The sequence below is a fragment of the Peptoniphilus olsenii genome, assembly GCF_040545475.1.
Classification (GTDB): Bacteria; Bacillota; Clostridia; order Tissierellales; family Peptoniphilaceae; genus Peptoniphilus_A; species Peptoniphilus_A olsenii.
This window is the reverse complement of sequence record NZ_JBEPMA010000003.1, coordinates 153721-175016: the sequence shown is the minus strand read 5'-3', so window position 1 is coordinate 175016 and position 21296 is coordinate 153721. Positions and strand designations below refer to the sequence as shown.

The following is a 21296-nucleotide window of genomic DNA, read 5'->3' as shown; positions in this document are numbered from 1 at the left end:
TGAAGTTAAATAAACAATAAGGTGGTAAATATGAAAAAATTTTTAAAAATAATGATGGCACTATCAATTTTTGTGATGCTAACTGCTTGTTCAAAAAAATCAGAAAATAATAATAAAAATAAAGATACAGAAAACACAACTACAGTAGAAGCCGCAGAACTTCAAGATGTGAGTATAGATAAATTCGATTTTCAAACTCTTGATATTATAGATGGTGAAATGATAAAATCCGAAGAATTTTATGCTGAGAAACCTCTAACTTTTATCAATATCTGGGGAACATTTTGTTCACCATGTATAGAAGAAATGCCAGAACTTGAAAAATTAAATCAAAAATATAAAGATAAAATGAACTTCTTAGGCGTTGTAAGTGATACAAACGCAACTATGAGTACCAATGTAGAAGAGGCAATTCAAATATTAGATAAATCAGGAGTTACTTATACAAATATAATGCCAAATCCTACAATGGAAGATACCATGAATAAAATTTCAGTTATTCCCACTACTCTAATAGTAAAAAGTGACGGAACAGTACTTGGTGGCTTTGTTGGTGCCATGAGTTATGAACAGTGGGACAATGCTGTATCTAAAGTATTAGAAGAAAATAAATAATTTATAATATAAAGGTAGCTTTCACAAGCTATCTTTTTGTTTACATAAAAAACTTTTAAAAATAATGAACCTTTTACTCGTCTGTATACTCTTATATATAGATGCATCATATGAAAGGGGGATACAATGGACAATCATGAAATAGTAGAAGGGATAAAGGCCGGCGACAAAAATTCCTTTGATACACTTTACAATGAATATTATCTCATATTGTACCGAACAGCCTATCTCATATTAGGACATAAGCATGACGCTGAAGATGTATTGCAAGAAACTTTCGTGACAATTTATACAAAAATAGATACTTTAAAAGACGAAACAAAGCTTAAATCTTGGATTTTCTCAATATTAAAAAATTCTTGCTACAAAAAATACAAAAATAAAAAAAGAGAATTTCCAGATGAACACATATTATTTAAAGTAGACACTAAAACATACGAAAACTCAGAAGACAACTTTCTTCTTAAGAGCGAAATTCATGAATGTTTGATGAAACTAAAACCGAAGCACAGAGAAGTTTTAGTACTATACTATTTTGATGATTTGACAATAAAAGAAATGGCAACGGTTTGCAATACATTTCAAGGAACTATAAAATCCAGATTAAACAAAGCACGCAAAGAATTGAAAAAAGAATTGGAAAAAGTTGATGAAACATTTTTGACCCGAAGGGAGGGTATTTATGAAAAACAAATGGAGCCCCGAGTATGAGAAAAAAATAAAAGATGAATTAAAACAAAGTGTCGAAAATACTTTTCCCTCTGAGTATCTTAAAAATAAAATTGACTTAGAAATTTCAAACATAGAAAAACCAAAAGGAGAATTCAAAATGAAAAAAAGAAAATTAGCAATTATAGCAGTAGCTGCGGCATTATTAAGTGTTGGAGTATTTGCCGTTGGTAGGATTACAGGAACAGTAGGTTCATCTACATCATACTACAATTACACAGCCTATGAAGATGTAGAAAAAGCAGAAGAGAAAGCAGGATTTGACGCTATCATTCCAGAAGAATTAAAAGGCGGATATGAATTTGACGGTATTTATATGGTTGATGTAGCTGATTTAGACGATGAACACAATGAATTTAATAAAAGAAAAACAATCGATGTAAATTACAAAAATGAAAATGACAGTAAAATTAGTTTAACAGCTGATAAAGTGCCTGAAACTTCTTTTAAAATTGAAGAAGAAGAGCATCAAGAAATACGAACTATCGATGACACTAAATATTATTACACGCAATTAGAGAGCTTATTCTTAGCAAGCGAAGATGAGATGACACCTGAAGAAAAAGAAAGAAATGAAAATGATCCATTCTTTAATGTAGGAATTGGCGGAGAAGGAACAGAAAGAGAAACAAGTATATCCAATCACCTAAGCTTTGAATATGACGGAGTAGTATATATGCTAATGGCTGACGAAAATATGGATAAAGAATTATTGTTTGAAATTGGGCAAGAAATATTAGAACAAAAATAATTAACAACTAAACTATACTCATAAAAAAAGCCTCGATATAATGTCGAGGTTTTTTAATATAAATATAAAACATAACTTTTTTCAGAAATACAGTTCTTGGTGTTGTTGTGGTCCTTCACAATTGTCATCTTGAATAAAAAGCGTTGCGAACGCATTAAGAGCCTTGCTTATGGTGAGGAGAATTTCTTTAGGGGAATAAGAAAGCGTAATTAAAAGGATAACAAAAAACTTCTATTTATTCTTACAGAACTACTCCTTCACAGGCAGATTCCTCACTCTTCGAGTACACCAGCGACTTTCCAACCCCTGCGGGTTTTCCGCTCGGAATGACAGTTAAATAATTTTCTTTATATTATATTTTATTTCTTAATACTCATTCTTTAGAAATCTAATAACTATAAGCTATTTGTCACTCCCCATGTCATCTCGACTAAAAAGCGTTGCAAAAGCATTAAGAGCTCTATCTGTGGTAGGGAGAATCGTAAACATGATATAGAAAAGGTAGTAAAATAATAATAAAAGACTTCTATTTATTATTTAACTTTTACTTATTTTACAGACTCTTAATTCCTACTACTCATTTTTTTATATCTTTCTATATTTGAATCATTTAAAAATTCATAAGCTGCATTAATTTCTTGGAACTTTTCTTTTGCTCCTGGTTCTTTATTTAAATCAGGGTGATACTTCTTTGCCATCTTTCTATAGGCGAGTTTAACTTCATATTTATCGGCACTATAATTAACTCCCAATACATCGCAATATTTTTCATATTGCTCTTTAAATCCAAAGCCCATATTTGCACTCTGATTTGAATACCCGCTATAATTTCCAGCATTATATCCACCAAAGTTTCCATTGTTATTCCCAAAGAATTCTTCAAAATCTTCAAAATTATCGAAAGTTGTCCAAGTAAATCCACCAAAATCTCTAAATCGTCTATTAAATTCCTCTTCTTGTGCTTTTCTGCGTTCTTCTTCTCTTTTTAATCTTTCTCGCTCTTTTTGCTCCCAATATGCTCTACTATAGCCAGATATATTCTCAAAATGATTTTCTTTTCCATATAAATAATGTTCTGCTCTATCGTAGAAAAATTCAGTTACAGTATAATGTGCGTATTCAAGAAATGACACAGAAACCGAACCCAGTACTGGCACGACAAGTGCCAAAATAATTATTGGAAAAATCCAACTTCTGCCTATAGCAATCCATGATAGCGGATTTAACAAAATAAAAATTACTAGACATCCACCCATAGAAAGCACTACTAAGAAAAATCTTCGAAGTGCAGAAAATAAATCAACAAAAATATTTACTATTACAATTAATAGAGTCAATAATAGGTCCAAAAATTTCCCTATACTTTTATAAAAATATCCTTTAATTTTATTCATTTTTCATCCTTTTTTTATAATCTTCTAAAAATTTATTATCTTCTATTACAAGTCCATATTCGTTTGCCATAAATTCTAGATGATGTGTAAATTCATGCAATAATACTTGCTCCAGTTTTTCTTTTAATTCTTCTCTTGGCAAAAATTTATACATCTTCATAATTGAACCATAATATATTGTTATCATATTTCCAAGTACCGATTTTTGATACTCACCCAATATTATTAGAGAATCTCCCACTGACTCGTCATGATATTTGACATCTTCAGACAAGATTATACCTCCATTTAAATTATTGTAGGCATATTCTGGAATCTCTTCACATATTTCTTCAAGCAATTCTTCAACTTCATCAATTCTATCTATGTAAATATCTTCGAAAGACATAGTATCACCACTTAATATAAATAAAAAACTCTATATCTAGCTATAAAAATTATTCAACTATTCCAAGTTATAATATACATAGAAATAAGTATTAATATAAATTTTAATTCTAGATTTATAGAGTTAGTTTATCATAATTGATTAGATTTTTCACTTCTAAATTTTTTATATATATTGTGCCAATTTTTCTCCTGGTACTGAGTTTAGTAATTTGATTGTGTATTCATCTTTTGGATTTTCAAATATTTCTTCACTAACCCCATATTCAACCATTTTTCCATTATACATAACCAGTAATTCATCTGAAATATGGCGAACCACAGACAAGTCGTGTGATATAAAAATAATACCAAGTCCTAAATTATCTTGTAATTCTTCAAGAAGATTAATTATCTGAGCTTGTATTGATACATCTAGTGCAGAAGTTGGTTCATCTGCTACAATAATTTTAGGATCTACTGCAAGTGCTCTTGCTATAGAAATTCTCTGTCTTTGGCCTCCAGAAAATTCGTGAGGATACCTCTGCATTTGTGACTTTGAAAGTCCACAAATATCCATAGTATCTTCTACTTTTTTATAAATTTTTTTCTTATCTTTTTCTCCCAATAGATTTCTAATCCCAGAAGCGATAATATCTTTGCATTTTTTTCGGGGATTGAGCGACGAATATGGATCTTGAAATATCATTTGAATATCACGTCTTACACTTTTTAGTTCTTTTTTATTTGCTTTTAATATATCTATACCATTGTATATAATTTCACCACTCGCATCAGGATAAAGTCCCATTATACATCTTGCCAAAGTAGATTTTCCAGACCCACTCTCCCCCACTATTCCAAGTGTTTTAGATTTGGCGAGTTTAAATGATATCTCATCTACTGCTTTAAAAGGTTCTTGACCTTTTCTATCAAAAAATTTCGAAACATCTTTTGCTTCTAAAATAATTTCATTCATCATATCACCCATATAAGAAACAGCTCACTTTATGCCCATTTATATCTATCTCTTGTGGCTCTTTTTCTTTACATTTACACATTACTTCTTCACATCTATCATTAAAGTAACAGTTTTCTTTTAAATTGATTAAATTAGGTACTGATCCTTCTATCGATTGAAGTTTTTCTTTCTTCTTATGAATAGACGGTATAGCACGCAATAAACCTTTAGTATAAGGATGTAGTGGATTTTTGAATAGTTCTTCTGCTTCTGCTCTTTCTACAACTTTCCCACAATACATAACATTGACAAAATCTGCTATATCAGATACTACTGCCAAATCATGAGTAATTATCATAATAGAAGTATCAAAGTCATCTTTTAATTTGTTTATTAATTCCAATACATCTTTTTGAATAGTTACATCCAGTGCTGTAGTTGGTTCGTCTGCAATAAGAAGCTTAGGCGATGATGAGAGTGCCATAGCTATCATTATTCTTTGTCTCATCCCTCCACTTAGTTCATGTGGATATACATTATATATTTCCTCTGCTCTAGGTATCTCTACTCTTTCTATCATTTCAATAGATTTCATTTTTGCAGTTTTTTTGTCCGCCTTGAAATGCTCTCTAAAGACTTCAGACATCTGATATCCAATTTTAAGTGCAGGATTTAAAGAAGTCATTGGTTCTTGAAAAATCATAGAAATATCATTTCCTCTAATCTTTCTTAGCTCTTTTTTATTTAATTCTAATAGATTTTTACCATCAAAAATAATTTCACCTGAAATTTCAGCCAAGCTTTGTTTATCCAAAAGACCCATAATAGCCAGCGAAGTTACAGATTTGCCCGACCCACTTTCTCCTACAATGGCAGATGTCTTTCTTTTAGGAATATCAATATTTACTCCATTTACCGCTTTTACAATTCCCTGCGACGATTTAAAAAACACTTTTAAATTTTTTATTTCAAGTACCATATTACCTCCTATATTTTGGATCAAATGCATCGCGAAGAGCATCTCCCACAATATTTAAAACAAGTATAGTAAGAGCAATAGCAAGCCCTGGAAATAATGTCAGATGTGGATAATTTCTTATATACGCACGCCCTTCAGATAACATTTGCCCCCATTCTGCCTCAGGTGGCATGATACCCATTCCTATAAATGATAATGATGCCGCAGAAAGAATAGCTGTCCCCACGCCTATAGTGGCCTGTACAATTATAGGTGCAAAAGAATTTGGCAAAATTTCAGAAAATATTAATTTAAAATCATTGACTCCCGATAGTTTTGCCGATTCAATATACTCTAAATTTTTGACAGATAAAACTTGACTCCTCACAATCCTAGCATATGATGGTATAGAAGCTAGAGAGACTGCCAATATTAAATTTTTCATTCCATTTCCTAGTACAGCAGCTATTGCAATAGCCAGTACCAGTTGAGGAATAGATAATATTGTGTCCATTACTCTCATCACAATTGCATCAAAAGGCCCTTCATAAAAACCAGCAAAAGCTCCAATTAAAACTCCTATAACTGTAGAAATTAATACAGATAAAAATCCAATTTTTAAAGATACGCTAGCACCTCTCAATATTCTGGAAAAAATATCCCGACCAAAATTATCTGTACCCATTAAATGCACTGAATTTGGAGTCTGAAACCTATCTTTTGGAATTTGCTTAGCAAAATTATAAGGTGCAATAATATCAGAAAAAATTGCAGCTATAATAATCACAACTAGAATAATTAGAGCAATTACAGCAATTTTATTCCTGCTATAGTATTTAAAAAAATCTTTTAATCTTCTTTTCATATTTCACCTACTTGCTTGCAACCTTTATTCGAGGATTAAAAATTCCGTACAAAATATCCACCAAAATTGAAATCAGAGAATACATTATTGCAATTAACATTATGCCACCTAAAATCATTGGATAATCACGAGTTTTAATAGAATCCACCATGAGTCTTCCGATTCCAGGAATGGAAAAAATTGTTTCTGTCAAAATGCTTCCTCCTAAAAGACCACCAGCTTGAAGCCCAATAGTTGTAATTACTGGAATTAATGCATTTTTAAGTGCATGTATTAAGATAACAACTTTTTCACTTAGACCTTTGGCAAAAGCCGTCCTTATATAATCTTTATCCAAAACATCAAGCATCGCAGAACGTGTCATTCTCATAATGACGGCCGAAGACTGAAAACCCAATGCTATCCATGGAAGTATCATATGTTTAATTGACGAGAATCCAGAAGCTGGCAAAACTTTGAGTTTAGTAGAAAATAGAATAATTAGCAATAATCCAGACCAAAAAATAGGCATGGCAAGTCCAATCATTCCTACTCCTGTTATCAAAGAATCGATTACAGTATTCTTTTTAACCGCAGCGATTACACCAAATACTATACCAAAAATTATAGCAATTAAAAGTGCTCCCCAAGCTAATTTCAAAGTATTAGGAAAGGCAGCCACTAAAGAATGGGTCACTGATCTGCCAGTTTGATAAGATGTGCCAAGGTCAAAATCAAATATAAGATTTTTAAGATATCGCCCGTACTGCATCAAAAAAGGATCATTTAGGCCTAGATTTTGTCTAATTGCTTCGACAGCATCTTTTGACGCCTCAGGACCAGCCACAGCCAGAGCAGCATCTCCAGGAGATAGATATAAAAGTGAGAACACAATAAAACTCACACCTATAAGTGTGGGTATCAAAATTAGTATTCTCTTTGATATATATTTAAACATATTTCCTCCAGTAATAAATAATTTAAATTAAATAATAGTTGTTAAAAATATAAATACCCATTTTCTTCAATTTAAAAAAATATAAAATATTGCCTCCACAAGAAAACTCCCTAATACTAAATTATATTACGATTTTAATTTAAATACTATTTGATAGTTATTAGATAAATACTTATTATAATTTACTTTTACACTATTTATAAATCAGAATCATAATAATAAAAAATTCACCAGCTATGTGGTGAATTTTTTATTATTATTTATTTTTCTTTTATGGTTATATCTTTTAACTCTTGTGGATATTTTGGCAAGATATCTAGCCCGTCAATATTTTTATTTCCTGCAACTATAGTTTCACCATAACAAATATATAGCCATGGCATATCTCTATTAATTAGTTCTTGTGCTTGTTTGTAAATTTCTGCTCTCTGTGCATCATCTGTAGTAGAGATTCCTTTTTGTATCAATGCATCAAGTTCTTCTGTACTATAATACATATAATTTGGACCATGTCCTTTATTAGAAGAATGGAACGGTTGTAGTAGCTCATAATGTGGATCTACTATTGAAGGATTCCAGCTCATAATAAACATATCATGTTCAGATGCTTGAAGTGCATCAATAAATGCTCCCCATTCCAATCTCTCTACGTCAAGACCAATACCGTATTCACTAAGTTGATCTTGCATCATAGTTGCCACATTGACTCTTTGGGTATTGTCAGAAGTATATATAGAGAGTTTAGATCCTTCACCTAAACCCGCTTCAGCAAAAAGGTTTTTTGCTTTTTCACTATCTACTTTGTTTGGTTCAATACTATCTGCAATAGAAAATTTGAAGTTTGGATTTATAGCACTTGTAGCCAATTTTCCGCTGTTCATATAAACAGTTTCAAAAATAGAGTTTATATCAATAGCATTAATCATCGCTTCTCTAGCAGCTTTATTGCTGAAAGGCTCTTTCGACATATTAAAACCAATAAAATGAACAGAATTATCTAATTTTTTAAATAATTGTAATTCTTCATTTTCTTCTATTTGTGCAACATCATTAGGGTCTACTTTATAGGCTAAATCAACTCCACCACTTTCCAGTTCAATCACCCTTTGAGATGCTTCAGGAATAACTTTCATTTCGATTCCAGAAATCTTAGGATTGTCTCCCCAATAATTTTCATTTCTTGAAAAAGTAGCATGATCATTTTGAACCCATTCATCTAAAACAAATGGACCTGTACCCATCAGTTCAGTATTTGGATCTGCTCCACCTTCAATAAATTTTTGTGACAATATTGAAACTGCCGGATGAGAAAGTGAATTTAAAAATGCAGCATCAGGTTCAGACAATTTAAACTTTAAAGTTAAATCGTCTACTTTTTCATATGACTCAGGTATAATTTTGCCATAAAAAGATTTAAATTTTTCGGTGCCAGCAGCTCTTTTTAGAGTAAAAATAACATCCTCAACAGTTAGAGGATCACCATTTGAAAATTTAACCCCTTCTCTTAGTTTAATAACAAAAGTAGTGGGATCAGGATTTTCAACAGACTCAGCAAGTGAATTGACTATCTCTCCATTAGCATTTCTCTTAACCAAAGTATCATAAACTTGAATAATTATATTTTCAGCATAATCATCATTAATAGTAGCCGTATCAAGAGTAGTTGTATCCTCAGAAACAGCCACCTTTAGTACAGGATCTTCGCCAGATTTTGTTCCATCATTTGAACATGCAGTAAGAAATGCTAAAACTAACACTAAAAATAATAGTGCTTTCTTCTTCATTTACATCTTCCTTTCAATTCTTTCAATATCGGATCCTAAGCTTTTAAACTTATCTTCAATTTTTTCATAACCTCTATCAATGTGATAAATGTCTGATATTTCAGTTTCACCTTCACTGACAAGGGCAGCCAAGATTAAAGCAGCACCAGCCCTTAAATCTGTAGCTCGAACCTTAGATCCATATAATTTACTTCTACCCGTAATCAGTGCTTCTCTATCTATAACTTTGATATTGGCACCCATCTTCTTTAACTCTTCAGCATGCATAAATCTATTTTCAAATACTGTCTCAATCACAGAAGATTGACCCTCAGCTTGAGTCAACAAAGCCATAAATTGAGCCTGCAAATCCGTTGGAAAGCCAGGATGAGGAAGTGTTTTTATTTCTATAGGTTTAAGTTTGCCATTTCCAATAACTCGCACTGCACTGCCGTCTGTAGAAATACTCACACCTGCTTCTTCAAGCTTTGCAATAACTGGTTTTAAATGTGAAGTAATCACATTGTCAATTAAAATATCTCCTCCTGTGATAGCCGCAGCTACCATAAAAGTACCCGCTTCTATTCTATCTGGAATAATTTGATGAGTACAGCCAGTTAGCTTTTCAACTCCTCTAATTCTAATAGTTGAAGTGCCTGCTCCAGTGACCTTAGCACCCATTTTATTTAGGAAATTTGCCAAGTCAACAATCTCTGGTTCCATGGCACAGTTTTCTAAAGTAGTTTCACCTTTTGCCAACACAGCCGCCATCATAATATTTTCAGTAGCCCCAACAGAAGGAAAGTCCAAATATATTCTTTCGCCCACAAGCTCATCAGCTTCAGCTTTAATTTCGCCATGTGTCATAGTGATTTCTGCCCCAAGAGCATTAAAGCCCTTTAAATGTAAATCAATAGGCCTCGTACCAATATTACATCCACCTGGTAGTGAATTATAAGCTTTAGATAATCTCGCTAAAAGTGGTCCCATAACTAAAAAAGAAGCTCGCATCTTGCTCATAAGCTCATAATCAGTTTCATATGAATTAAGCCCGCTAGGGTCAATAATTAGTGTGTTTTTGTCTTTCTCTATCTTTAAACCTAAACCACGTAAAACTTCAGTGATAATTTCAACATCCTTAAGCTCAGGCACGTCTTCAAGCACAATCTTTTCCGTTCCTAGAATTGTAGCTGCAAGTATAGGAAGTGCTGCATTCTTAGCACCTGAAATTCTTACACTGCCTTTAAGTGGTCCATTTGGTCTAACTAAAATCTTTTCCAAAAGGAATACCTCCCAATTAATAATACCTTTATTATATCATAGAGAATATATTTATATAAAGGTCTCTTTGAGTGTGTATACAAAATACAAACATTATTTAACTTATATACCCATAAAACATATTTATATACATTCAATTATTACATACCTCGATGTAAACATTGTTATTTAGTAAAAATATTTTGAAATAAAAAACTATTAGTAAAAGTATTTTTAAAAACTTGAAAAAACGTTTATTCTTCCCAGTATTTCAAGCTTTCCTTTATAATTTTTTTTGGATATGCTATAATGATAGAGAAGGTAATAATTATTATAGCAGGGAGGATACATATGGAAAAACCATGGGAATTTGACGATTTTATATTTGATGGAGATGTTCTAAAAGGCATGACAAGAAAGGGTAAAGACAAAATCAAAGAAAACGGATACTTTGATATGGTAGTACCTACTGAAGGCCCAGATGGAACAAAAATTAGAGTTATCGGGGATCAATGTTTTTACAGAAGAAAATTAAATACTGTAGTTATTCCTGAAACAGTTGAAGAAATTGGTTACAATGCTTTCGGAGTTAATAACTTAACTGAAGTTATTATTCCAGATGCTGTAAAGAAAATTGACGCTTTCGGATTTTACAGAAATAAACTTACTGATGTTAAGTTTCCTGAAAATCTTGAATTCATTGGCGACAATGGATTTTCATTAAACGAACTTGGAGAAGTTAATATTCCAGATACAGTTGAATCAATAGGAGTTTCTGCTTTCTACAAAAACAACTTATCTGAAGTAAAATTACCAGAAAATCTAAAAAGACTTGACATGTTTGCATTTAGAAAAAATAATCTTTCTAATGTAGAACTTCCAAAAGGAATCGAAAAATTTGACGATAGAGCTTTTGAAGAAAATGTTGAAGTAAAAAGAGACTAATCATTAAAACTGCTATTCTTAAAGAGTAGCAGTTTTTTGTTGCAAAAAATAAATGCTTAAATTTCCAAGTCATACTGAGTCAGTGTGCGTATGCAAACGCATAAAGAGTCAGCATGTGAGAAAGAATTTCTCCCCTCTCTTGTCTTCCTGAGTGAAAGAAAACTGACAAGCTTTCTGAAGTCGAAGGATCTGCATGTGGTGGAGAGAATTTGTAACGATGAAATATAAATAATCATACTATAATTCTCAAAAACACCAAATGCAAAAAGTCCAAAGTATTTAACTTTGGTGAAGATATTTCCTTTCAGTTAAAACAAATGTATTATTCGATAAACTATAAAATATTACTCTTATTTCTAATATAAACCCAAAAAATCCTCAACTACTTTTGTAATTGAGGATTTTTATTTTATAAATTAAATTTCTTTAACTTAAATTCTATTTAATTCAACAATTTCTCTGAATGTTTCAAGTTGAGTTTTTACTTGTCCAAAATCAGTCATTTGTTGGTCGTAACCCATTTTGATTAATGGGATACCTGCTTCTTCATAAGCTTTTTTAAGTGATGGATATTCCATTTCTTCTGTATCATTAAATGTCATCATGAATAATAGACATCCGTCAGCATCATTGTCTTTTGCAAGGTCAACTACATATTTTGGTCTCTTCCAAATATCTGGGTCGTAAAGAATTGGGTCTTCGTCCATTCTTGCAAATTGATCTGCTAGAGCCATGTATGGATCTTCTATTGATGTATCTACATCAACTTTAAGTCCTCTTGATTCATGAGCAACGTCATCAGCTACTACACAAATGTTGAAATCGTCAAGAACTTGAAGTAATCCTGGGTTATCAGTGATAATACCAGAAGTTACTACTCTCGGTCCTTTGCATTCTTCTTTTGGCATTTCTTTTAATGCGTCAATTAATTCTTTAAGCATTTTAGAATGTTCATCTTTCATCATGAAATAAGATGCTTTTAATACATTTGATCTATCTGATGCTTTTATTGTTTGTGAATAATCTCCACACATTTTGATAAATTCTCTTTTAAGAGCTCTATTTTCGTTATAAACTTCAAAAGCTTCTTTAAGTTTTTCATCAGTTATTTCTACGTCACAGATTTCTTCAAGTCTTTCTGCTGCTTGTTTGAAGATTCTTGCATTGTAAGTTTTACCAAAATCTTCTTTTCTGTGTTGAGCGTGGTTTAAGAATACCATCGGAATTTCTCTACCTACAGAAACTTTATAGTTTTGAGAAAGTGGTCTTAATGTATCATCAAGTGTTGTTAGCATAGAAGCACTAAGTCCATCAAGTGAACCATCAAGTCCCATTTCTAAGCATCTTAATGCTAGTGAATAGTAAAATGTTGGGAAATAGTTTTTAGCTTTATCTATTGGACCTTGTCCACCCCAAACTCCATATGGGAACATTCCACCAGCATAAATAATTTCTTCAGGAGCATAGTATGGAAATACTCCAACTGCTTTTACTCCTTTTTCAAGTTGTTTATCTAGTTGTTCTCTAGGATTATCTGCTATATGTTTAAATTCTTGTAATAAATTTTTTATATCAGTCATATTGCACCTCAATTAAATAGTAGTTTTAGACCAGTCAGTTTCTTTTGTGTTGTCGAAATTAGTGTAAACTTCTTCACCTTTAGCTACTCTATCAGCTTTTCTTTCGTTCATAATTTCAACTAAACCTTGAACTCTAGTTTTGTATTGTTCTTGTGAGAAGTTTCTTTCGTCTGCTTGGTCACCATCAAAGTGAACTACTGGTATATCAAGGTCTTCTCTCCATCTTCTTTCGATTTCAGGCATTGCTCCTGACCATGGTTTACATGATCTGTTGTAGTTAACAAGTGCTCCAGAAACTCCATTTTCTTTAGCCATTGTTTCTCTCCATTCAACACCATCTTCGATACATACTGAACATGGAGCTTTACAGTAAGCTGCTGCCATTTCTCTAACTGTTGAATATCTAAATCCAAATGCTGGTGCATAAACTACTGCTGTTACGTTAACACCATTTTGTTTTAGTGGTTCAAACAAGTTTCTAAGTCCTGGCCAGCAAGGAATTCCTTCAAATAAAATTCTGTGTTCTTCTGGATATTCCCAAGTTGATGTACCTTCTCTTACTGATTGTTCATATTCTTCTGCTAGAAGTTCAAATCCTTCTGCTGCATCAATTTCACATCTTGCTGCTACAATGTCAGCCATGTGGTTAAATAGGTCAAATCCAGAAAGTGGAGATGGTTTGTAAGCCATATATGAACAAGCTTTTAGCCAAGCTGCTGCTGTTCTATTAGCAATGTCACATGCTTCTTGGAATTTAGATTCATCAAATTTCTTTCCAGTTAACTCTTCTAGTTGGTGAATTGCATATTCAAATTGTCCCATTAAGTAATCAACTTTTTCTTCTGGAACATCAACTGTGTTTTGGAAAGGAATGTCAACCATAATCATTGGAATGTCGTGCATTCTTGCAATGTTTTCGTACCATTTAGTCATCATGTTACAGATGTTGTTACAGCAAAGTACGAAATCTGGTTGAGGCATCTTTCTTGAGTCAGTAGGTTCCCCTGCTGCATATGCAAGTGAAATTCTCGCATAACCGCATATGTCATTGTCATATCCCATATCTTCAGCTGCTTGACAAAGTCTAAGTCCATCTTTTTTCGCTGCAGTTGTAGCTGCGTGGTTTTCAGGATAAACAGCGTGTAGGTCAAAAGCCTTAGCAAGTTCAATTGGGAACTTAGAAGATGACCATCCAACTAATTCTCCTCTGTGTTTTGCATCCCAAGCTGCACCATATACTCTATCTACTACATTTCTTAGAGCTTGAGCAGCAGGAATATTTCCTTCAATCGGTCTTGGTTTTTTACCAGGTATTTTTTGTATTCTTTCAGCCATACTTTCCCTCCTAAAGTATTAATTAAGCATTAGCCTTTTCTTTCTTAGCAATCAATTGTTGTTTTTGATATGCAAATAATGCTGCACCGAGTGCACCATTTAATTGACAATATGGTGAAGTGTGTATTTTATGCCCTGTATTTTCTTCAAGAGCTCTAACCATACCCTCATTAAGGGCAACCCCACCTGTAAAAATAATGTCATCGTTAAGCCCAACTCTTTTGGCAAGAGAACCAACTCTTGACGCAATAGAATTGTGAATTCCCTTAACAATATCTTCTATTTTAGATCCACTTGCAAGTTGTGAAATAACTTCAGATTCAGCAAAAACTGTGCAAGTAGATGAAATGCTTACATCTTTTGTGGATTTAGCATCTAAATCTTGAAGTTGTGAAATATCAACTTCTAAAACCCTCGCTATTACGTCTAGAAATCTACCTGTACCTGCGGCACATTTATCATTCATGACGAAATTTTCAAGCATACCATTGTCTCCAATTTTTAGAGCCTTAGCATCTTGACCACCAATATCAATAATAGTCTTTACATTTGGAAATAAGAAATAAGCTCCTTTAGCGTGACAAGATAATTCTGACATTTGAGCATCAGCTTCCTTTAGTGAATTTCTACCATATCCTGTTGCCATGACATATGATATATCTTCTCTATTTAAGCCAGAATTTTTTAAGGTCTCACCAATTGTTCTAGATGGTCCACTTGTACCAGCGCCAACATCTACAACAGAAGTGGAAACAATCTCTTTTCCATCTTTTAAGATTATACTTTTTGAAGCAGTCGAACCAATATCGACACCCATAGTATAAACGGCTTCTGCCATAAAATCCCCTCTTTATTTTAAAAAAATATTACATTAATCTTACTTAATTTTATTGTACTATGAATTAAATGTTTTGTCAAAAAGAGAATCCGTGTAATCAAGAAATTTCAACGGTTTAAGGGTTTTTATAAATTACTAATCATAAGTTTTTGTATATATAATTTTCTTTAAGTAAAATTTATTTAAATACATAAAAATATTGGATAATCTCAAGAGAGATTATCCAATAAATCTTTTTATTTATTTAATATTATTTAGATTATCATAATCTCTAATAACTCTTGGTAAAAGCATTTGATGAACTGGACAAATTGCTTCTGGATCTTGATAGCAAGATTCTGCAAATGCAATTATATAATTTCTCCAAAGATCCATATTTACTACTTCATCAACTAAACCATATTTAGCACAAGAGAATGGTTTTGATTTTTCAACATAATCTTGGATAAGTTCATTCATTTTATCAATTGTAGGTTGAAGATCTTTGCCAGCCTTTTTGTCTTTAGCAAGCCTTCTAGAGTACATCGCATTGGCAGCTGTTTCACCATGCATTACGTTGATTTCAGTAGCTGCTGAACCAAGTGAAAATGCGTTAGTGTCGTTACCTTGTGGTCCACCAAGTACGTAGTGAGCTGCTGCTGTACCCTTTCTCATAGTGATTTCCATTTGTGGAAGATCAGAATTTTGAATTGAGTAAATTAGTGATTGACCAAGTCCTAAAAGTTCCGCTCTTTCAGCGTCATCTCCTACATCGATACCTGTAGTATCTTGTAGCCAAACTATAGGTAATTTGTCTCTAGCACAAAGAGTAACAAATTCGTTCATTTTGATAAGACCTTGTCTATAAAGCTTACCACCAATACCAACATGTTTGTCGCCATAGTATTCAGGATAATTCATTAATAGTCCTTGTACGTTAGCTACAACACCAACAAGAAGACCATTAACTTTTGCAAGTCCTGTTACCATTTCTGGACCATATCCTTTTTTATATTCCATAAATTCAGAACCGTCAAAAAGTCTAGCGATAATTTCATAAATATCATAAACTTTTTTAGTGTTTTTTGGAAGAATTGAATAAATTTCTTCTGCATTATATAGTGGCATTTTTGGATCGTCTACTCTAAAGAAAGTTCTGTCATATTTAGGAAGCATAGAAAGATATTTTCTAATTCCTTCAAGTACACCATCTTCTTCAGTGTAAACTTCTCTCATGAAACCAGTTTGTGCAAAGTGAACTCCCACTGATCCTGGAGGAGTTGTTTTCTTAGCACTAGCACTAGCATCTGCTATTTGGTTTGCACTCTCCATGTCGATATATCCTTTAGGACTCATACCGCCAAGAATACCAGCTCCACCAACAGCCATATTTCCGTCTTTGTGAGCTATTAGGATTGTTGGAGAAATTGAGTGATATCCACCACCTGCCGGGTTAGTTCCATAAATTCCGACGATAACAGGAACTCCTAGTTGGTTAAGTCTTGAGTTTCTGTAGAATGGAGTACCGCCTCCACGTCTATTTGGATATACCTTTTCTTGTTCGTCAAGTTTAACACCTGAACAGTTAAGAATATATACTAGAGGTATTCTTAGACGTTCTGCAGTGTCAGAAGCTCTTAACAAGTCATCTGCTTGACCTGGAATCCAAGCACCAGCTAGCTTTTTGTTGTCACTTGCAACAATATAAACCCATCTATCATCAACTTTAGCAAGTCCTTTGATGATACCAGTTGAGCCATGATTATTTTCTCCTGGATTGTAAATTGTGTTTAAAGGACACCAAGTTCCCTCATCTATAAGTTCTGCAATTCTTTGAAGTGCAGTCATTTCTCCACGTGCATTTACTTTTTCGTCGGGTTTCCCTGCCGCTAGAGCTTTTTCTGCAGCTTCCTTTATTTCTTCTTCTACTTTTCTAAGTTCATTATAATTTGCTTCGTCCTTAGCCTTTAAAGGACTTCCAATTGTCTTCATATTTTGGAAATATGAAGCTAGTGAATATTGACCCATAAATCTCTCCTTCTATTATTCTGTAGGCCTTTTAATGAAAGCTTCGCCCGGATCTATTTCTTCTCTTATTAGTTTAATAACGTCTTCGTCAGGTTCTTCAAGAACAACTGCACGGCTTACATCAATGTCAAATCCAGTGTTTTCAATAACGTCTTCAGGTGATGAAGATGGATAATATCCAGCAAGATACATTCTCTTAGTTTCTTCATCAAATTTTAAAATACCTTTATCAGTTACAACCATTTGAGGTCCAACATTTTCAGGAATACCAACTCTAGTTCTTCCACCAGGACCGTCTATCCAACCTGGAGAAGTTACGTAGTCGATTTTGTCCATGAATCTTCTTTTTTCATGTTGCATCATGATAATAGTATTTACATAAGTTGCAATACCATTTGCTCCACCTGAACCAGTAAATCTAGTTTTTGGGTTGTGGTAGTCACCAATTACAGTAGAGTTAACATTACCATATGGGTCAATTTGAGCTCCACCGATGAAAGCAATCATTCTTTTTTTGTCATGTTTCCATTCATTAGCTTGGAAACCAACATAAGTTGCGTTTGTCCAGTGAACTCCACAGTGTGCCATAAATCTGTTGTCACCAACTGATCTAGGTACTTCTATTGGGTCACAGTCCATTAACCCTGATTCCACTATCAAATAGCAATTAGGTGCATAAACTGCTTTAGCAAGTGATGCCCCAATTAGAGGAAGACCAGTACCAACAATTGCAATTTGACCATCTTTAATTTGTCTTGCAATAGTTACAGCTTGCATTTCTTTATTTGTATAATTATCATATCTAGCCATTATTTATCTTCTCCTTCCTTCTTTAGTACGTCTGTTGCGTATCCAAATCCAGGAACGTTGTTAAGTCCGATTAATCTAGTTGCTCCTAGTTTATTTAGGTATTCATCATAATCTTTCATTGCATAAACCCATTCATCTAAGAATGCATCAAAATCTTCTTGTGTTTTTGAAACCACATTATACATTTTGTAGAAATCTGCATCATAGTCATAGTAGTCATAACATTGTGATGGGTGTGCACCATATGGAACGTGAACAACTGCATCAACACAGAATCCAGGAATTTTGTTATCAGCTGCATCAAAGTTTTTGATATATTCATCACTTACAAGTTCTTCGCAAGTAACAATAACTTTTCTAGCTGCAATAGCGATATCAACATCGTGGAAAGTATTTCCAAGAATTCTAGTAGTTCCATCTGGAGAAGCCATTTGAACATGGATAATAGCTGTATCAATTTCAGGTACTGGTGCAGCTACAAGTTTTTCTCCTTCTTTGAAAGGATTTTCTACATATATAAATTTGTCATTTGGTAGCTTGTCAATTTTAGCTCTTTCTTCTTTAGAAATACCCCATTCATCTACAAGAGAAGAACCCATCATAAGTCTACATGGTAGGTATGGAAGTCCAAGAGCTGCTGCGTGAATTCTTTGCATTTCAACGTCTTGAGAATAGTCCTCCATTAGAAGTTCTCCATTTTCAATTGCCGCTCTAAATCTTCTAGATACATTAGTATATCCTGAGTTAGCAGTATAGCAATTTATGTATGCTTTTACTCTGCCAGCTCCTATTAATGTATCCCAGTCTCCACCTGCTGGTCCTGCTTCAACTATAAAATCTTTTTGACCTTGACGTAGAATTTCATTAACTGCTGCGTAAGGTTTTCTGTTTGTTGTAAATCCTCCTAGAGATATTACATCGCCATCTTCAACATATTTAGCTATGGCGTCTTTAAGTTCCATTACTTTACTCAAGTTAAAACCTCCTTAATTACATATAGATAACTTGATATTTATTAATTTTCCGCCCCCGAGGGAGCGGAAGCATTCTAACCGAATAATATTAAGAATACACCAGCTGCTACAGCTGATCCAATAACTCCCGCTACATTTGGTCCCATTGCGTGCATCAATAAGAAGTTTGTAGGATTATATTTTCTACCTTCAACTTGAGAAACACGAGCTGCCATAGGAACGGCAGAAACTCCTGCAGAACCAATAAGTGGATTAATCTTTCCACCAGTAGCTACATATAAAATCTTTCCAAATATAACTCCTGCTGCAGTAGCAAAAGCAAATGCCATAAGTCCAAGACCTATGATTTTAATAGTACTCATTGCAAGGAATGTAGTACCGTCTGCAGTCGCTCCAACTGTAACACCAAGCATGATAGTTACAATATTCATTAGAGCATTTTGAGCTGTATCTGATAATCTATTAACTACTCCAGATTCCTTAAATAGGTTACCAAGCATTAACATACCAAGAAGTGGTGCAACGTCTGGTAGAAGTAGTGCTGTGAATAAAACTACAACTATAGGGAAAATAATTTTCTCTAACTTAGAAACTTTTCTAAGTGATGTCATAACTGTAGTTCTTTCTTTTTCTGTTGTCAAAGCTTTCATTATAGGCGGTTGTATCATTGGAATAAGCGCCATATACGAATAAGCTGCAACTGCGATTGGTGCCAATAGTTCAGGCGCCAATTGAGATGTTGTAAATATTGCTGTAGGTCCATCAGCTCCACCAATAATACCGATAGAAGCCGCTTGTGGACCAGAAAATCCTAGGGCAATTGCTGTAACAAAGGCAAAATAAATACCAATTTGTGCAGCAGAACCAAGGATTAGTGAAATTGGATTAGCAATAAGCGGTCCAAAGTCAGTCATTGTTCCAACGCCCATGAAAATTAAACATGGGAATAAATTTGATTTAACTCCATTATACATGATAGCCAAAACCCCTGAACTTTGCCAAGGTTCTAAAACATCCATAAGTCCTGTGCTTGGTAAGTTTCTAAGAAGCATACCAAATGCTATAGGAAGTAGTAATAGTGGCTCATATTCTTTTTTAATTGCAAAGTATAGCAGTATAAAGGAGATTACAAACATTACAACGTTTTGCCATTGAAGTGCTGCAAAACCTGACTCACTGAGAATGCCCTGTAATGTTTCTATTAACATAATTGTCGTCCTCCTATATTACTTAATGCTTGCAAGTACTGCATCAGTGTCTACTGTTTCACCAGCTTTTACATTAAAGTTGATAGTACCTGCACATGGTGCTGAGATTTCGTTTTCCATTTTCATAGCTTCAAGAATTAGAACAGTATCTCCTTCTGAAACTTGTGCTCCGTCGTTAACAGCTAGTTTAAGTACTGTACCTGGCATTGGTGCAACTACATCTCCTGCTCCTCCTGCTGGTGCCGCTGGTGCTGCAGGCGCTGCTTGTGGAGCTGGTGCTGCAGGTGCTGGTGCAGCTGCTTGAACAGGTGCTTGAGGTTGTGCTTGTGCTTGTGGTGTTAATTGACCTGGTTGAAGAGATGAAAGGCCTCCATCAATTTTTTCAACTTCAACTTCAAAAACTTTTCCATCTACTTTTACTTGATATTTCATTAATTTCTCCTTTTCCAAATAAATAATAAATAATAGATTTGTAAATCACAAAATTATTTAACTTCTGTGATTGAGACGATTTTAAAACCGTCGATTTTAGATCTTCTTTCCATGCTTATAGCACCAATAATCGCCGCTAAAGTTTGTGGATCAACTTCATTATTTACCTTAGCTTGTGCTCTTGGTGCTGGACTACTACTTTGACTTGCTGGTTTGGCAACAACATTTTCTTTTCCATGAGACACAGAACCTTCAATAGACCCTACTACCGCGGAAATGATTTTTATCGCTATTAAAAGAGCAATAAGTGCCAAAAAAACAACTACGATTCCTGTTAGAGATACTCCTAAAGCTTCGCTTACAGTGAGATATTTATCTCCAATCATTATTACACCTCCAAATGCAGTTTTCGTATAATGGAATATATTCCAACTTTTAAAAACATTATAACAAAGACTTTCCCTCTATTCAACGGAGAACGCATTATGTAAATTTTTAAAATTAAGAATCTTTCCCTACACAAGTTATTATACATGATAGATTATGAATTTTAAAGTTTTCTTAAAGC

21 protein-coding genes are annotated in these 21296 nt (G+C 33.5%); 4 read left to right on the top strand and 17 right to left on the bottom strand.

Annotated features, from left to right (window positions below; translation table 11 throughout):
* The first annotated feature begins 30 nt into the window (after positions 1-30).
* From ABID14_RS04135 to ABID14_RS04125, 3 genes are all read left to right on the top strand, one after another.
* Complete coding sequence (locus ABID14_RS04135; RefSeq protein ID WP_354367428.1) at positions 31-615, top strand: TlpA family protein disulfide reductase; 585 nt, start codon at positions 31-33, stop codon at positions 613-615.
* A 126-nt stretch (positions 616-741) separates the two neighbouring features.
* Positions 742-1326, top strand: coding sequence for an RNA polymerase sigma factor (locus ABID14_RS04130; protein ID WP_354367426.1), 585 nt, complete (start codon positions 742-744; stop codon positions 1324-1326).
* Positions 1298-2095, top strand: a complete 798-nt coding sequence (locus ABID14_RS04125; protein WP_354367424.1) for a hypothetical protein — start codon at positions 1298-1300, stop codon at positions 2093-2095. Before ABID14_RS04130 ends, ABID14_RS04125 begins: the two co-directional genes overlap by 29 nt.
* 563 nt (positions 2096-2658) lie before the next feature.
* Here the strand turns inward: ABID14_RS04125 and ABID14_RS04120 are convergent.
* The 8 genes from ABID14_RS04120 to murA form a co-directional block, all read right to left on the bottom strand.
* Positions 2659-3489, bottom strand: a complete 831-nt coding sequence (locus ABID14_RS04120; RefSeq protein WP_354367422.1) for a DnaJ domain-containing protein — start codon at positions 3487-3489, stop codon at positions 2659-2661.
* Positions 3482-3877 carry a metallopeptidase family protein gene (locus ABID14_RS04115; RefSeq protein WP_354367420.1) on the bottom strand — a complete coding sequence of 132 codons (396 nt, stop codon included), beginning with the start codon at positions 3875-3877 and terminating at the stop codon, positions 3482-3484. The genes ABID14_RS04120 and ABID14_RS04115 overlap by 8 nt, the downstream gene beginning before the upstream one ends.
* A gap of 165 nt (positions 3878-4042) precedes the next feature.
* The gene (locus ABID14_RS04110; RefSeq protein WP_435529945.1) at positions 4043-4837 is read right to left on the bottom strand and encodes an ATP-binding cassette domain-containing protein; all 795 of its coding nucleotides are present in this window, start codon (positions 4835-4837) and stop codon (positions 4043-4045) included.
* Position 4838: 1 nt separating this feature from the next.
* Entirely contained in the window at positions 4839-5795 is a 957-nt protein-coding gene (locus tag ABID14_RS04105) for an ABC transporter ATP-binding protein (RefSeq protein WP_354367416.1), read from the bottom strand.
* 1 nt (position 5796) lies between these two features.
* Positions 5797-6639 (bottom strand): ABC transporter permease, encoded by an 843-nt coding sequence (locus tag ABID14_RS04100; protein WP_354367414.1) that lies wholly within the window; start codon positions 6637-6639, stop codon positions 5797-5799.
* A gap of 7 nt (positions 6640-6646) precedes the next feature.
* Positions 6647-7576: an ABC transporter permease gene (locus ABID14_RS04095; RefSeq protein WP_354367412.1), complete on the bottom strand. Its 930-nt coding sequence runs from the start codon at positions 7574-7576 to the stop codon at positions 6647-6649.
* A gap of 260 nt (positions 7577-7836) precedes the next feature.
* Positions 7837-9360, bottom strand: coding sequence for an ABC transporter substrate-binding protein (locus tag ABID14_RS04090; RefSeq protein ID WP_354367410.1), 1524 nt, complete (start codon positions 9358-9360; stop codon positions 7837-7839).
* The gene (gene murA / locus ABID14_RS04085) at positions 9361-10620 is read right to left on the bottom strand and encodes a UDP-N-acetylglucosamine 1-carboxyvinyltransferase (RefSeq protein WP_354367408.1); all 1260 of its coding nucleotides are present in this window, start codon (positions 10618-10620) and stop codon (positions 9361-9363) included.
* Positions 10621-10950: 330 nt separating this feature from the next.
* Here murA and ABID14_RS04080 point away from each other — a divergent pair, with 330 nt between their 5' ends.
* Positions 10951-11544 carry a leucine-rich repeat domain-containing protein gene (locus tag ABID14_RS04080; RefSeq protein ID WP_354367406.1) on the top strand — a complete coding sequence of 198 codons (594 nt, stop codon included), beginning with the start codon at positions 10951-10953 and terminating at the stop codon, positions 11542-11544.
* A 431-nt stretch (positions 11545-11975) separates the two neighbouring features.
* Here the strand turns inward: ABID14_RS04080 and ABID14_RS04075 are convergent, their stop codons facing one another.
* The 9 genes from ABID14_RS04075 to ABID14_RS04035 all read right to left on the bottom strand — a co-directional run bounded on the left by ABID14_RS04075 (position 11976) and on the right by ABID14_RS04035 (position 21114).
* On the bottom strand, positions 11976-13124 hold the full coding sequence (locus ABID14_RS04075; RefSeq protein ID WP_354367404.1) for a 2-hydroxyacyl-CoA dehydratase subunit D: 1149 nt from the start codon (positions 13122-13124) through the stop codon (positions 11976-11978).
* Between the two features lie 12 nt (positions 13125-13136).
* Positions 13137-14459, bottom strand: a complete 1323-nt coding sequence (locus ABID14_RS04070; protein WP_354367402.1) for a 2-hydroxyacyl-CoA dehydratase subunit D — start codon at positions 14457-14459, stop codon at positions 13137-13139.
* Between the two features lie 22 nt (positions 14460-14481).
* On the bottom strand, positions 14482-15297 hold the full coding sequence (locus ABID14_RS04065) for an acyl-CoA dehydratase activase (protein ID WP_354367400.1): 816 nt from the start codon (positions 15295-15297) through the stop codon (positions 14482-14484).
* A 240-nt stretch (positions 15298-15537) separates the two neighbouring features.
* Positions 15538-17304 carry an acyl-CoA carboxylase subunit beta gene (locus ABID14_RS04060; RefSeq protein WP_354367398.1) on the bottom strand — a complete coding sequence of 589 codons (1767 nt, stop codon included), beginning with the start codon at positions 17302-17304 and terminating at the stop codon, positions 15538-15540.
* Positions 17305-17319: 15 nt separating this feature from the next.
* On the bottom strand, positions 17320-18114 hold the full coding sequence (gene gctB, locus ABID14_RS04055) for a glutaconate CoA-transferase subunit B (protein WP_354367396.1): 795 nt from the start codon (positions 18112-18114) through the stop codon (positions 17320-17322).
* Positions 18114-19088, bottom strand: coding sequence for a glutaconate CoA-transferase subunit A (gctA, locus tag ABID14_RS04050; protein ID WP_354367394.1), 975 nt, complete (start codon positions 19086-19088; stop codon positions 18114-18116). Before gctA ends, gctB begins: the two co-directional genes overlap by 1 nt.
* A 74-nt stretch (positions 19089-19162) precedes the next feature.
* Positions 19163-20296: a sodium ion-translocating decarboxylase subunit beta gene (locus tag ABID14_RS04045; protein WP_354367392.1), complete on the bottom strand. Its 1134-nt coding sequence runs from the start codon at positions 20294-20296 to the stop codon at positions 19163-19165.
* Between the two features lie 18 nt (positions 20297-20314).
* Positions 20315-20728: a biotin/lipoyl-containing protein gene (locus ABID14_RS04040; protein WP_354367390.1), complete on the bottom strand. Its 414-nt coding sequence runs from the start codon at positions 20726-20728 to the stop codon at positions 20315-20317.
* A gap of 53 nt (positions 20729-20781) precedes the next feature.
* Entirely contained in the window at positions 20782-21114 is a 333-nt protein-coding gene (locus tag ABID14_RS04035; RefSeq protein ID WP_354367388.1) for an OadG family transporter subunit, read from the bottom strand.
* Positions 21115-21296: the final 182 nt, after the last annotated feature.

Excerpts from the sequence above, each read along its gene's own strand:
- ABID14_RS04135 (WP_354367428.1), top strand. The coding sequence starts at position 31 with ATGAAAAAATTTTTAAAAATAATGATGGCACTATCAATTTTTGTGATG.
- ABID14_RS04130 (WP_354367426.1), top strand. The coding sequence starts at position 742 with ATGGACAATCATGAAATAGTAGAAGGGATAAAGGCCGGCGACAAAAAT.
- ABID14_RS04125 (WP_354367424.1), top strand. The coding sequence starts at position 1,298 with ATGAAAAACAAATGGAGCCCCGAGTATGAGAAAAAAATAAAAGATGAA.
- ABID14_RS04120 (WP_354367422.1), bottom strand. The coding sequence starts at position 3,489 with ATGAATAAAATTAAAGGATATTTTTATAAAAGTATAGGGAAATTTTTG.
- ABID14_RS04115 (WP_354367420.1), bottom strand. The coding sequence starts at position 3,877 with ATGTCTTTCGAAGATATTTACATAGATAGAATTGATGAAGTTGAAGAA.
- ABID14_RS04110 (WP_435529945.1), bottom strand. The coding sequence starts at position 4,837 with ATGATGAATGAAATTATTTTAGAAGCAAAAGATGTTTCGAAATTTTTT.
- ABID14_RS04105 (WP_354367416.1), bottom strand. The coding sequence starts at position 5,795 with ATGGTACTTGAAATAAAAAATTTAAAAGTGTTTTTTAAATCGTCGCAG.
- ABID14_RS04100 (WP_354367414.1), bottom strand. The coding sequence starts at position 6,639 with ATGAAAAGAAGATTAAAAGATTTTTTTAAATACTATAGCAGGAATAAA.
- ABID14_RS04095 (WP_354367412.1), bottom strand. The coding sequence starts at position 7,576 with ATGTTTAAATATATATCAAAGAGAATACTAATTTTGATACCCACACTT.
- ABID14_RS04090 (WP_354367410.1), bottom strand. The coding sequence starts at position 9,360 with ATGAAGAAGAAAGCACTATTATTTTTAGTGTTAGTTTTAGCATTTCTT.
- ABID14_RS04080 (WP_354367406.1), top strand. The coding sequence starts at position 10,951 with ATGGAAAAACCATGGGAATTTGACGATTTTATATTTGATGGAGATGTT.
- ABID14_RS04075 (WP_354367404.1), bottom strand. The coding sequence starts at position 13,124 with ATGACTGATATAAAAAATTTATTACAAGAATTTAAACATATAGCAGAT.
- ABID14_RS04070 (WP_354367402.1), bottom strand. The coding sequence starts at position 14,459 with ATGGCTGAAAGAATACAAAAAATACCTGGTAAAAAACCAAGACCGATT.
- ABID14_RS04065 (WP_354367400.1), bottom strand. The coding sequence starts at position 15,297 with ATGGCAGAAGCCGTTTATACTATGGGTGTCGATATTGGTTCGACTGCT.
- ABID14_RS04060 (WP_354367398.1), bottom strand. The coding sequence starts at position 17,304 with ATGGGTCAATATTCACTAGCTTCATATTTCCAAAATATGAAGACAATT.
- gctB (WP_354367396.1), bottom strand. The coding sequence starts at position 18,114 with ATGGCTAGATATGATAATTATACAAATAAAGAAATGCAAGCTGTAACT.
- ABID14_RS04045 (WP_354367392.1), bottom strand. The coding sequence starts at position 20,296 with ATGTTAATAGAAACATTACAGGGCATTCTCAGTGAGTCAGGTTTTGCA.
- ABID14_RS04040 (WP_354367390.1), bottom strand. The coding sequence starts at position 20,728 with ATGAAATATCAAGTAAAAGTAGATGGAAAAGTTTTTGAAGTTGAAGTT.
- ABID14_RS04035 (WP_354367388.1), bottom strand. The coding sequence starts at position 21,114 with ATGATTGGAGATAAATATCTCACTGTAAGCGAAGCTTTAGGAGTATCT.